A 12,471-nucleotide genomic window follows, 5' to 3' on the forward strand; every position below is an offset into this window, starting at 1 on the left:
ACATCTCCTTGGCAGCATAGTTGCAAACTGATGACAGCGTGGCATAGTGAGGCGCGTATTGACGATTCAAAACCTGAGGGCGTGTCACGGATTGCGTGTTATTACGCCACTGAACAGACAAAGAGAAGGTTACCCCCATGGCGTTGCATTATGACATTGTGCCGGTCACGGCATTTCAGCAAAATTGCTCCATTATTTGGTGCGATCAAACGCAACAGGCGGCTGTCGTGGATCCCGGTGGGGATATTGCTAAAATTCGCCAGGTCATTCATTCACTAGACGTGACAGTGACGAAAATCCTTTTAACCCATGGCCATTTAGATCATGTTGGTGGCACTGTCGAGCTTGCTAGCGCGTTGAATGTCCCCGTGGTGGGACCGCACAAAGAAGACGCTTTCTGGCTACAAGCGTTGCCGGCACAAGCCCAAATGTTTGGTTTCGCGCACGCTGAGCCGTTTGACCCTGATCAGTGGCTACAACAAGGTGACACCGTGTCCGTGGGCAATAGTACGCTCTCGGTGTTGTTTGCCCCAGGACATACCCCAGGCCACATTGTGTTTGTCGATTTAGAAGGGCGCACCGCTTGGGTCGGGGATGTGCTGTTTAACGGGGGGATCGGGCGGACTGATTTTCCTAAAGGGGATCACGCGACCTTGATCAACGCCATTAAAAACACCTTGTTGCCGGTTGGGGATGATGTGACCTTTATCCCTGGCCATGGCCCGACATCGACTTTGGGACATGAGCGGAAAACGAATCCCTTTTTGACCGGGGCGTTCTAGCATATCGTCGAAAGCAGCTGGCCTCGCGGGTGCCCCAGGCTGAGAACTGGGGCTGTTAGTGATCACCGCTGGCAGCGGCCAGGTAACGCCGAGTGACGCCAACAAAGTCTTCGAGCGGCCTGTCAAGCAAGTCTTCACTGACAAACAAATCGTACCCCAGCAATTCTCTGGTATAGCGCATACGGTTTGCCAGCATGGCCATCAAGCCTTTGTAGAGCACGCCGTTACTTCCCCGATAGGGCGTGTCATCAAACATCATGTCTTCCAGCGGTTTGCTGGGTTTATGGTCTCCACGTCGATACGCCGTGATCAGCAACGCGCGTTGCGTCATAATAATATGGGTCACCATGCGCAAGCTGATGCTGTCTAAAAGCGCATCGTAATGCTTAATCTTAATCCCAACCCATGGAAGCGGCTCACCTAACCCTTGCTGATGGAGATGCGGAATGCCAATGGCTTCAATGTTTCGCCACTTAAGCACCCAGCCACCGCGAAAACTGTGGTGCTGTAAATGCATAAATGATAAGGAAAAAGAGAGCTGAGCACGTTGAAGCAACTGGTTGACGGCATAAAAAATAGCCATCATCGCCGCCAAGCCCAATAAGCCCTGGCCAAGAGAGAGCGTGGGCTGGACGAGGAAAAAGCAGATCAAAAGAAACGCCACCGCCATGGCGGCCAACATGCTCCAGCGCGCCGCTTCAAATTGAGGGGGATAGATTTTGATCGTTTTTAAAGCATCCATGATCATCCATTCTACGCAGGGGGACGGAACCGCTCCGCATTTTTCATAAACTATCGGTTGATAATACGCCCATAGTGTCTGATTAGTTTGCCTAAGAATCACTGGATTGGTAAACATTTATCGCTGAATATCACGATCTTTGCGCCTATTAGGGGGCGGTTACCTACAAAAGTGGCGGGAAATTTGGTATAACACGCGCTTTGTTTTTCACCCGCTGCATTCAGCAAGCCTGAACGCAGTGCGTCGGAGTAGGATGATTGAATGAAAATCTCTCACAAGCGTAAGGTACAACTTAAACTCAACAAACGTGTTAAGGCATCATCGCCAGCACGTCAGCGTCCGGTTAAATCAAAACCGGTTGCCGCTGCGAAACCCGCCGCAAAACCATCTACCAAGGCACCGGTGGCGAGCGCAGCCTCTTCATTGACGCCGAAGCAACAGCAAGTGCTCGAGATTGTTCAAGCAAACCCTGAAGGAATTAATCCAAAAGGGATTGGCCTTGCGGCAGGTCAAGAAGACACCAAAGCGGCATCGTGGGCGACAGGTGCATTGAAAAAGCTGACCGAAGAAGGCGCCGTTGAGCGTGTTCAAGTTGCCGCTAACAAGGTGATTTACAAAGCTTGCTGATCCCTTTGCGCACCCGCTTACGTGTTTGATGACGGTATTTAATGCGTAAGCGGATGTTCACCCGACTCGCCAATATGCTTGTCTGATTTTTTTCCTGCATTGTGATGTAAGGGTAAATAAAAATTTCTATTATCAACCAGTTGTTTTTATGGTGTTAATGAAGTATGTCTTTATTGCGTATTCCCTTATCTAAAGCATGATCAAGCGCAAAATACTGTACGATCTTCCAGACNCTTCCAGACATACGTTTAAAACTGCCTATAGTGGGAGTGTCTATTTCATTTTCTGTCTGGAGGTAAGCCATGGATGTGCTGTCAACCCAGCTGAAAGCGCCCACAGAAGTCGTTTTCGACTACACCCACTTTTYGTGTGACAGTCAGCAACCCAATTGGACGTTTACCGATATTTTTCGCAGTTTATTGCCCATCTTTACGACTGTGCTTGAACACCAAACCAGTGATGGCAACCCACCGCTTTCTGCACAAGAGCAGCTTTACCAGCAAGCCACTCGCGTAATGTCGGTGCGTAACACTGATACAGCCAACTTGGTACAGCTCGCACGCATTGCACGTCAACAAGGCATTGAAGAGCTAACCATTTTAATGCCTTATGCCCTTGAATATCGGCAAATGGAAACGATTAGCCAGCAAACCGATGCGCAAATAGAGTACAGCAACGAGAACCGTGAATGGGTTCGCCTAACGCTATCCTCAAATCTTAACCCTCAATCCTAACCACCCGTAAGCCCAGTTTATTGATACTGCGTGAATTAGTGACGCTGGATGAAGGCGGGATCGACGCGCGCGATCCCTTGTTTGTTTTGCTCACAATAATTGAACGSCTTGTCTGTTGCGGTAAAGGCAATAATGGCACATGAGGTGTCAGCGGCTAACGCTGCGTCAATAAGCGCTTCATCATCGTACCCCGCTTGGCGATGGACCACTCGCACCTGATTGGTATTGATACCCCAGAGGCTAAGCTGTGCCGCATTTAAAGCGCGAGGTGGATTAATGATCGTGACCCACTTGGGCTGGCGTGCTTGTAGTGCAATCGCGCGTAAGATCGCCTGCCAGTGTGCGTTTACCTGTGTGGTGACGGTAAAAGCAGCATGATAGCAAGACGATGGCGTGACACGCGCAGAAGACTGAGCTTTCGCTTGATTTGACACATTGGACGTCACGTACATAAAACACCTGTATATATCATCATTACTGTATATTTAAACAGTAATGTTTTGTGGCGTCACTCGCAAGTCACTCAGTGGTTAGTTTGTGATCAGGATCGGAATTAGATCGCGAGGCATCGGGTTAATACGATGAATGAGTTTGGGGAAATAACTTGCTAAAATCACGGTTTTCATCACGTTGGAGAGCGCATGGAACAAGAGTTCTGGCATCAGCGCTGGGCTGAAAATCAAATAGGCTTTCACCGAGATACGGTACACCCGATGCTTATCCGCCATTGGCCGTCACTGGCACCACAAAGTGACGAAACGGTTTTGGTGCCCCTTTGCGGAAAGTCGATCGATCTCAACTGGCTTGCGGAAAAACACCAGCATGTTATTGGCGTCGAGCTTAGTGAGATCGCCGTTCGTGCCTTTTTCTCGGAAAACTTATATACCCCGCAGGTTTATCGCGCACCGTCAGGGCATACCCATTATTGTTTTGATGAACTGGAGCTGATCAATGGCGATTTCTTTACCGCGCGCCTGAGTCCTATGCCATTGATTTATGATCGCGCGGCCTTGGTGGCCATGCCGCCTGCGATGCGCGCGCAGTATGTCAGCCATATTCGAACCTTGCTGGCACCTGGGGGGCGTTTGCTGCTGATTACCTTATTTTATCCGCAAGCGGATGACACGCCGCCATTTTCCATTGATGCGTCAGTGGTCGAAGAGGCGTTCCAAGGGTTAGACATTCGGTTGCTTGAAACCCATACGGAACCAGACGGCGAGCGTGGTGAACAAGCGTGGTTAATCAAAGCGGCGGCTTCGTAGTGGCTGATTTGAATGAGAGCGTGTCAAGGGGCCATAACGGCCCCTTTTCTTTGACAGCGCTTTCTTAGTGGGCAAGTGAACGTAGAAGCGGGAAAACCGGCTACGCGAGCTTGTTTTTGGCCTGTGTGTATTGGCGTGATTCCCAGTGAGTAATAAAAAAGACCGCTGCAATAATAATACCCGCCCCTAACCATAGTCGGCCGGGAGGGACCCAACTAAACACCAGCCAACCAAAGAGGACGTTAAGAGGGAGTTTAGCGTGATCAAAAGGCTGGACAAAAGAGGCATCGGAAACGGCATATGCCTTAGCAATGGCCCACTGGGCGAGGGCAGTCAGTATGCCAGCGCCAAATAACATCCACCAAGCAGTGGATGTTTGGGGGAGCGTCCAATCAGGTACGGCGAGTAGCAAATTAAAGGGCGTAATCAACAAGAGTAGGTATACCACCATGGTGGTGGGTGGGTCGTAAGCGGATAAACGTTTCACCATCAGCGAGTAAGTTGCCCAGAAAAACGCCGCTCCCACGGGCAACAAGGTTGCCCAAGTGAACGCACTTGACCAAGGCTCGAGGATAATCATGGCACCACAAAATCCAGCGAGCGTCGCAAGGCCGCGTGCGATCCCCACTCGCTCACGCAAAAACAGCCCCGAGCCGACCGTGGCGAATAGCGGTGAGGTCATTAATAGCGCAATCCCTTGCCAAATGGGCACTGGGTAGGCCAGCGCCCACAGCCACAGTTGAATGCCAATCACAGAGATAAACACTCGCAGACAATGCTGACCAAGGTGTTGGGTTTTGAGTGCTTGACGGATCCCGAGTTGCTTCAACCAGGGGATCATCGCAACCAAGGCGATGGCGTATTGAATGAAGGCAACCGTGGTAGAGGGTAAGCCCATTTTAAAACTAACGTACTGAGACAGGCTGTTAACGAGGGCAAAACACAGGCCTGCGGTCAGCATCCAGGCCGCACCTTGGAGTGGATTATGAATCTGTTTCATTGCCGTGACTATCCGAAAAAAGACGCACGGATAGTAGCRCAAATCCGGCCTCAGGGCGACCTGAAATCCCCTGAGGACCGGACAAATAAGGAGGGCGCTTAGCGGGTTGAATAGACTAAGGGAATATCCGGGTCAATGGCATCCAGTGTTGCCTGGGTATCGGCAAGGTGACTGACTGTACTACTTGCCATCTCGGCCAGCGCAACAGAGCGAATGTCTGTCCAATGATAGCCCGCCATATTAACCGCGATTAATGCGACCTGAAGAGGCGGAAGGCTTGGGTTAAACGCCGCGTTTTCGGCATACATGCCAGAGAAAAACTCGCCATCACTGGTTTCAACCGCTGCCCCGCTATAGTTACCTGAGTAGGGCGCGTGACTGCGGTTAGCGGCGTCAGCGGCCGCTTTTAGCAAAGGAATATCAATATCATCCGTTGATAATTGATTGGACTCGTCGGTCAATAAGCGAGATTCAATGCCCAAATCGGCAGGACCAAACGGCTCAGGTAGATAAGTGTGCAGATCTTTCGGGTCGGATTGTGGCAGCTGGATGCTTAAGGACTCAGCGCCATTGAGTTCATTCATGAACTGTCGACAGTGGCCGCATGGGCTGTAATTGATCGTAATATCGGTGAGGCGTTTTGCCCCTTTTGTCCAAGCATGGCTGATAGCGCATTGCTCGGCATGCACTGTTTGCCCTAGCTGCACCCCGGTGAATTCAATGTTTGCGCCTAAATACAGGGTGCCGCTTTCATCACGGACAATCGCACCCACATTAAACTGCGAAATGGGGGTAACAGCGTAGGCCGCCGCCAAAGGCAATAAAGCAAGACGCAGTGCGGCGCCGCTAAGGCCACTGGCGGATTCCATCTGCGCCACCTGCTCTGGTGTGAAGCTAGCACCAAAGTTTGCGTCATTTATCCAATCAGAGACGACGCTTTGTAGGGCGTCGGGTAATTGTGTCAGTGCGTCAGTAAGTGCGGTTCGCATAGCATCTCTTCTTTATTATTAACGGGCGAATAGTGTAGAGAAGCCTTTCTGATAGTTGTGTGATTAATGTCACGTATGGTTTGCAAAGAGATATTTGTTGCTGAAAGTTAGAGTGACATCAATGTTTCTATGACGATGAAAGTGGCCATTATGACGGCGTGAGTAGGCAGAAACGTTTGCGAGCCGAAAGGCGGTTAATGCATTTATGGCTGCCAATCGACATAGGGGCGATGCACCTTACGATACTCGCGCGCGAGATCCCCCTCCTCGCGTAAGCGGTAAGTAGTGGCGTGGCATCATCTCTCTCCCGGGGTATCAAGACTAATGGCCAAAGCAACCATGACGCTCTGACACAACATGCCCGCGGCATAGCGCGGGTATCAACGCTAAGCTTGGGTCAGTAACGCTGTCATGCCAATAATGACTGCCGCCGCCGTGACTAGGATCGTGAGTGGTTTAGCAATACTAAACGATGACGCCTCAATGGTGGCTGAATGCGTTAAAGACGCTGGGGGCGTCTGCGATGCAGTGTTTGCAGCGCGTCCTGGACGCTTAGACAGTGTTTGCTGTGGCAGTGACACACGAAAACCAAACTCACCGACCACCTCAAACGGAAGGCATTTTTTGCCGTTGCGGTAGGATTTGGCCATTAATGATGTCACCACACTTTGGTGCTGAGCAAATGAGCTATCAGGTAAGGCCACTTGTTTGAACAATGTGCGGCTAGAGAGTACCTCTCCGGCATAGTAGCAGAGCATCTCGAGCAAACGAGATTCTTCGTAAGAGAGGACCGTCATCGTGTCATCGATCCAATATAACGTACGGCTTTCTGGCTCGAAATCAACCTCAGGAAAGCGGTAACAGCGCGTATCTACTTTTGTTGTCATCATTGCCACACTCCAAACAACATCCTTTTTAAAAGTGTGGACTCAAATCACAGAACTGCAACTGGTCAAGCTATCTTTTTTTTGGTAGGGCAAAGCAGGCAGCGTGTCAGCATTGTTAGTTAATCACTTAAAAAACATAAAGTTATTAAAAGAAGGCGACCCAAGGTGTCTGCGCTCGCCACCTGATGGGTAGACGAACGTCGAGTGAGGGTGGGTCGCCGTATTGACCAGTCGGTGTATCGGCGATGCGTCTATCGTAACCGTCCCCGTGTTAGCCAACCAGTGATTCCACATAGTGGTAAACCGCTTTTAAAATGCGCACCTTTTCCTCCTCCGCTTGGTGCTGTTCAGCGAGGTGCTGCAGATTATCCATATAGGCAGGAAGGTGTGTTTCAAAGTAATCACGTCGATGCATAAACCACTTTTTCTGCTCGGCTTCGGTCAGCGTCCACGGGTAATTGCGCGCGCGATACCGGAATAACAGTGGCTTGATACGCCAGTCGTCAACGCTGAGATCCAGGGCGGCAAGGTTCTCTGGATCGCGTGCACGGATGATATCCATTGCACTGCGATCGCTTTTCGAGAAAAAGCCCGCATACAGGGCCGTATCCACGTCCTGATCGTCGAAAGGCTTGGCATCGGCAAACACATTAACCAGTTTTTCACGCAATTCTGGTGCGGCTTTCAATGTTTTTAGGTGGTGTAAGCAGGCTTCGCGATCCACACCGAGCCGGGTGGCATCGTCGGGGCGTAAGGTTTTCGCATCGGCGAGAACGGGACATTTATTGATATGCACCAGCTTGAGTGGTGCGGGTAACTCATTGTCAGCGAGTGCGTGATGGGGCGTATACAAACGTTCGCGAAGCGCATCGGCATCCAATTCAAACAAAGGGGCTGGATCACGGGCCAGATCGACAGTAATCACAGCGTTGGGGTTATCAGGATGCCAGGCGACGGGCACGATCCAGCTGGTATTGCCGCGCTCTGTGCCGAACATACCGGAAACATGAACCAGTGGTGTCATATTGACCACATCAATCAGATGCTTGATTTTGTTTTTATTCCGATGTTTTAACAAATAATCAAATAGCCGTGGCTGTGCCGCCTTGATCTTTTTCGCCAGCTCTATGGTCGCGTGTACATCGGCCATGGCATCGTGCGCGTCGCTATGTTCAATACCGTTGGCAACGGATAAGTTTTCGAGTTTAAAGCTGGGCTTGCCGTTGTCATCGTAGGGCCATTCAATRCCGTCGGGGCGCAGTGCGTAGCAGGCGCGCATCACATCAAGCAAATCCCAGCGAGAATTACCGTTTTGCCAACTCCATCCGTATGGGTCAAAAAAGTTGCGGTACAGCGTGTAGCGCGTGACTTCATCATCAAAGCGCACGTTGTTATATCCAACAATACAGGTATTGGGTTGCGAGAAGGCTGCATGGATCTGTGCGATGAATTCCGGTTCGGATAAGCCTTTTTTCAGTGCTAACTGCGGTGTAATCCCGGTGACCAAACAGGCTTCCGGTGCCGGTAAGTAGTCATTCGGCGGTTGGCAGTACAGGACTAAGGGTTCACCGATGACATTAAAGTCACTGTCGGTACGAACGCCAGCAAATTGGCAAGGCCTGTCTTTACCTGGATGGGTGCCGAATGTTTCAAAGTCGTAGAAAAAAAAGCTTGGCTGGTCGGCGTCTTTCACAATCGAATCCAACTTGATCAATCAAAAGGGGGCAGGTCAGGTTGAGACCCTGCGATAAAGGCTCATGGTAACATTGGCACCGTTTAACACCAATCTTGGCTTGGTTGGGGTGATTGGAGGCGTGACGCATCCAGAAACAAAGAAAGCCTGCCAGTCGGCAGACTCTCATAGGCGAGCAGAGTGTTGCTCGTTGCGAAATCGGTTTACCGCACCGCTTTCCGTTATGAGGCAAGGCGCTTAAGCGTTTGCTTGGCCTCATCAATGGCTTGGCTTGCGGTGTCTTCGCCCATCGCCAGTCCCTCGGCGTAAACAAACTCGACGTCGGTGATCCCAATAAAGCCAAGTACGGTTTGCATATAGCCAGTGACATGATCCGTTGCGCCGCCCTTATGCATGCCACCACGGGTTGTTACAACAATCGCGCGCTTGCCTTGCAATAAACCTTCGGGGCCATTTTCGGTGTAACGGAAGGTCACGCCGGCACGGGCAACGAGATCGATCCAGGCTTTGAGTTGCACGGGGATAGTGAAGTTGTACATAGGCGCAGCAATCACTAGGGYATCGCTTTGCTGAATTTCTTCAATCAACTGATCTGAGGCTTGCTGAACTTGCTGCTGGGCATCAGTGAGTTCACCTGTACCGCGTAGGCCGCCCACATTGTCCCCAGTGAGAACCGGCAATGGGGTAGAAGCAAGATCGCGCTCAATCAGCGTGTCAGGAGATAGCTCATCCACCACACTATTAATCACCGCGTTTGAGCTTGAGTAGGGGCCAAGAATACTTGATTTCAATACCAGCGCTTTCATGCGTCTCTCCTTAAAGTTAATAGGCGTATTGCACATGATGTTGTTTTGTTGACTCGATGTAGTCTAGAGATTTTCACAACGAACTCCAGCGTACAGATTCGTTAAACTTGTTCAAAATTTTTGTTGATGTCSATACGCGTGGCGTGGTGAGTTGCGCGACGTGAGTATGAGCGTATGATGGCGGCCGATAGTCGTTCAAAATGTAAGAATAATGTTATAATTCCCGTTGTGTTGGCTAGGTACCCAGAACAAAGAACGGCAAAGCGCCAGATCAAATCACAAGTCGGTCGCTTGTGGGACGCAACGGGGTTTGAGGAAATGCGCGTGAAAAATTTATTTATGTTAGACGTGGATGGCACGCTGGTCGACAGCTGCCAAATGGACCACGAGTGTTTTAGCGAAGCGGTTTATGACGTCACCGGCTTAACGGTGCCGGATGATTGGGGAGGCTACACCAATGTCACCGATGCGGGGATCATTGAAGAGCTGATTGATAGCCATGAGCTTCAGCGCGAAAAAATCATGTTGTTTCGAGAAATAAAGCGCGTATTCACCCATAAACTGGCCGACGCCATTGCTCAGCAAGGATTAAAGCCGTTGCCAGGCGCAGTGGCATTTATTGATGAGATGCGTCATATGCCCACGGTTGCCTTGGCGATAGCAACAGGCGGTTGGGAAGAAACCGCACGGATGAAGCTTAAAGCCGCTGGTTTTAATATTGACGGTATTGTTTTTTCGTCTTGCTCAGATGCGATGAGTCGCAGCGAGGTAATGGCATTGGCAGCGTTCCGTGCCAAACAAGATTACGGTGTCCATTTTGAGCGTCGCATTTATTTTGGTGATGGGGTGTGGGATAAACAAGCCACACAGTCTCTTAACTATGAGTTTGTCGCCGTCGGTGACAAAGTGGAGCATGATGTGAGGGTAAGTAATTTTACTAACCCACGTGCTATTTTGGGTAAGCTTGGCATTGAAGAATCGCAGCGCCAATACGCCTAATCGCTTGTGTGTAAACGCGATACAATGCGTGAACGCGAGCAATGAGCAGACAAGAAAAGCCGAAGCATCGATGCTTCGGCTTTTTATCAGACGAGCATTCGCCAATACATGACTTGCTTACTGTGTATCAACCACCGCATTGTTGCCTTGGTTAGGCACAGCGTTTGAGGCTGCGCGGTTGTCATAGGAAGCAAAGTAGGCTTGAGTTTCCGCTATCACTACCTTGCGCAGCAGCAATAAGCCAATCAAGTTAGGAATAGCCATTAAGCCATTGACGATATCGGCCAGTATCCAAATGGTGTTTAATTGAATAAAGGCACCAGACGCAATTAAGCCAATAAAGAATAGCTTGTAGATATAAATCGCTTTTTTGCCAAACAGGTACGCGACGCAACGCTCGCCGTAATAGTGCCAACCTAAAATGGTGGTAAAGGCAAAAAACAATAGACCAATATTCACCAGCATCGGACCGACAGCGCTTTCCATCCCTACCGCAAAGGCATGTGAAGTCATGGCGGCCCCCGCTAACTCACCCGACCAAGATTGCGTCAGGATCAAGGTGAGCCCGGTCATGGTGCAAATCACCAGTGTATCGATAAAGGTGCCGGTCATAGATACCAAGCCTTGCTCAACACAGGAGTCGGTTTTTGCTGCGGCCGCGGCAATGGGCGCACTCCCGAGGCCAGACTCGTTAGAGAACACGCCACGGGCAATACCCGATTGAATCGCCAGCATCATGCCGGCACCCGCAAAGCCACCGGTCGCGGCCATACCGTTGAAAGCAGACTCAAACACCAAACTGACGGCTTGTGGCAGTTGCGCGGCGTTTGCCACGAGTACCCATAAGCATGCGCTTACATAGAGTACTGCCATTACGGGCACAATCTTGGCGGCGACGGCAGAAATGGATTTAACTCCGCCTAATGTCACTAAGGCGACAAGTACGGTCAAAAGTCCAGCAACGGCGACAGTAGGAATGTTGAATAAATGGGTCGCTGCGCTGCTAATGGCGTTGACTTGTGGGAAGGTGCCAATGCCAAAACATGCCACGCCCAGTCCAAATAAAGCAAAGAGCTTGGCGAGAATAGGTTTACCGGCCCCTTTAGATAGGTACATCATCGGCCCACCGAGCATATTGCCTTTGTGGTCAGTCTCGCGGTATTTGACCGCCAGCAAGCACTCTGCATACTTGGTCGCCATCCCTAAAAAGGCGGCGAGCCACATCCAAAACAGCGCACCAGGGCCGCCAAGAGAGATGGCTGTAGCCACGCCGATAATATTCCCCGTCCCTATGGTCGCGGATAAGGCTGTACACAGTGCCGCAAACCCTGACACATCCCCCTGGGTTTTGGCGTTCGAGGACTTAAAGATTTGCTTGAGCGCAAACGGCAGGCGACGGAGTTGGAGTAACCCCAACCGTACTGTAAAAAAGAGCCCTGTACCGGTGAGTAGCAAAAGAAGCGGTGGCCCCCATATCCAGTCGTCAATGGTGCCTAGAAGTGTTTGTATATCCGGTAGTTGCGAAAAAAATGGCATTAATTCCCCCTTTAAACATCAAAGGAGGAGATAGACCACACTAATATTAACAAAAGTGCTACATATTGGGGTGGGTATCTCCTCTGTCCTTTTGCCTGAGAGTTTCACTTGAGTCCAAGCTTGCTCCTTCGGCGCCCGAACTAACGGGTCTCTCCAGAGTTTCCTCCAACAGCAGTCCATACAATTAAGTGCCTGAAAGATTTACTTCTTCGGCGGATGGCGCTTGCCATCTCTCTCCTGCTGTCTTCATCGGAACGTCGTTATGACGGAAAGTATGATAGATCACAAAAATTTGAATGCAATGCAAAAATGGGTGAACGGGGAATAATTCTTTCTTAAGAGTAAAAAATACCAATTTCTAGTGTTTTTTTCTAACAACCGAGGCGACAACTCTCGCTTTCTCCGAGTTTGTTA

Annotated in this window: 13 protein-coding genes and 2 riboswitches; of the genes, 5 read left to right on the forward strand and 8 right to left on the reverse strand. The window is 50.3% G+C overall.

Going from position 1 to position 12,471, the window contains the following annotated elements; all coding sequences use genetic code 11:
* Positions 1-137: 137 nt before the first annotated feature.
* The gene (locus BZG14_RS01920) at positions 138-782 is read left to right on the forward strand and encodes an MBL fold metallo-hydrolase (RefSeq protein ID WP_077486063.1); all 645 of its coding nucleotides are present in this window, start codon (positions 138-140) and stop codon (positions 780-782) included.
* Positions 783-837: 55 nt separating this feature from the next.
* Here BZG14_RS01920 and BZG14_RS01925 read toward each other — a convergent pair whose 3' ends face one another.
* Positions 838-1,524: a DUF2982 domain-containing protein gene (locus BZG14_RS01925; protein WP_077607828.1), complete on the reverse strand. Its 687-nt coding sequence runs from the start codon at positions 1,522-1,524 to the stop codon at positions 838-840.
* A gap of 261 nt (positions 1,525-1,785) precedes the next feature.
* Between BZG14_RS01925 and BZG14_RS01930 the strand changes: the two genes are divergently transcribed.
* The gene (locus BZG14_RS01930) at positions 1,786-2,151 is read left to right on the forward strand and encodes a MarR family transcriptional regulator (protein WP_069362503.1); all 366 of its coding nucleotides are present in this window, start codon (positions 1,786-1,788) and stop codon (positions 2,149-2,151) included.
* 302 nt (positions 2,152-2,453) lie between these two features.
* Positions 2,454-2,885: a hypothetical protein gene (locus BZG14_RS01935; protein WP_077607829.1), complete on the forward strand. Its 432-nt coding sequence runs from the start codon at positions 2,454-2,456 to the stop codon at positions 2,883-2,885.
* 35 nt (positions 2,886-2,920) lie between these two features.
* Here the strand turns inward: BZG14_RS01935 and BZG14_RS01940 are convergent, their stop codons facing one another.
* Entirely contained in the window at positions 2,921-3,319 is a 399-nt protein-coding gene (locus tag BZG14_RS01940) for a hypothetical protein (protein ID WP_198531999.1), read from the reverse strand.
* A 207-nt stretch (positions 3,320-3,526) separates the two neighbouring features.
* Between BZG14_RS01940 and BZG14_RS01945 the strand changes: the two genes are divergently transcribed.
* Entirely contained in the window at positions 3,527-4,147 is a 621-nt protein-coding gene (locus BZG14_RS01945; RefSeq protein ID WP_077458207.1) for a thiopurine S-methyltransferase, read from the forward strand.
* Positions 4,148-4,247: 100 nt separating this feature from the next.
* On the opposite strand, the gene BZG14_RS01950 is transcribed toward BZG14_RS01945, so the two are convergent.
* The 5 genes from BZG14_RS01950 to BZG14_RS01970 form a co-directional block, all read right to left on the reverse strand.
* Complete coding sequence (locus tag BZG14_RS01950) at positions 4,248-5,147, reverse strand: DMT family transporter (RefSeq protein WP_198532000.1); 900 nt, start codon at positions 5,145-5,147, stop codon at positions 4,248-4,250.
* A 98-nt stretch (positions 5,148-5,245) separates the two neighbouring features.
* Positions 5,246-6,136, reverse strand: coding sequence for a cytidine deaminase (gene cdd / locus BZG14_RS01955; protein WP_077458203.1), 891 nt, complete (start codon positions 6,134-6,136; stop codon positions 5,246-5,248).
* A gap of 386 nt (positions 6,137-6,522) precedes the next feature.
* On the reverse strand, positions 6,523-7,026 hold the full coding sequence (locus tag BZG14_RS01960) for a hypothetical protein (protein ID WP_077458199.1): 504 nt from the start codon (positions 7,024-7,026) through the stop codon (positions 6,523-6,525).
* Between the two features lie 268 nt (positions 7,027-7,294).
* The gene (sbcB, locus tag BZG14_RS01965; RefSeq protein ID WP_077607831.1) at positions 7,295-8,716 is read right to left on the reverse strand and encodes an exodeoxyribonuclease I; all 1,422 of its coding nucleotides are present in this window, start codon (positions 8,714-8,716) and stop codon (positions 7,295-7,297) included.
* A 221-nt stretch (positions 8,717-8,937) separates the two neighbouring features.
* Positions 8,938-9,522, reverse strand: a complete 585-nt coding sequence (locus BZG14_RS01970; RefSeq protein WP_077607832.1) for an FMN-dependent NADH-azoreductase — start codon at positions 9,520-9,522, stop codon at positions 8,938-8,940.
* Positions 9,523-9,846: 324 nt separating this feature from the next.
* Here BZG14_RS01970 and BZG14_RS01975 point away from each other — a divergent pair, with 324 nt between their 5' ends.
* On the forward strand, positions 9,847-10,521 hold the full coding sequence (locus tag BZG14_RS01975) for an HAD family hydrolase (RefSeq protein ID WP_235607524.1): 675 nt from the start codon (positions 9,847-9,849) through the stop codon (positions 10,519-10,521).
* Positions 10,522-10,638: 117 nt separating this feature from the next.
* Here BZG14_RS01975 and BZG14_RS01980 read toward each other — a convergent pair whose 3' ends face one another.
* Complete coding sequence (locus BZG14_RS01980; RefSeq protein WP_077458193.1) at positions 10,639-12,057, reverse strand: alanine/glycine:cation symporter family protein; 1,419 nt, start codon at positions 12,055-12,057, stop codon at positions 10,639-10,641.
* 81 nt (positions 12,058-12,138) lie between these two features.
* Positions 12,139-12,216, reverse strand: a riboswitch (glycine riboswitch).
* Positions 12,217-12,219: 3 nt separating this feature from the next.
* Positions 12,220-12,307, reverse strand: a riboswitch (glycine riboswitch).
* Positions 12,308-12,471 lie beyond the last annotated feature (164 nt).

Source organism: Salinivibrio sp. IB282, from assembly GCF_001995685.1.
GTDB lineage: Bacteria > Pseudomonadota > Gammaproteobacteria > Enterobacterales > Vibrionaceae > Salinivibrio > Salinivibrio kushneri.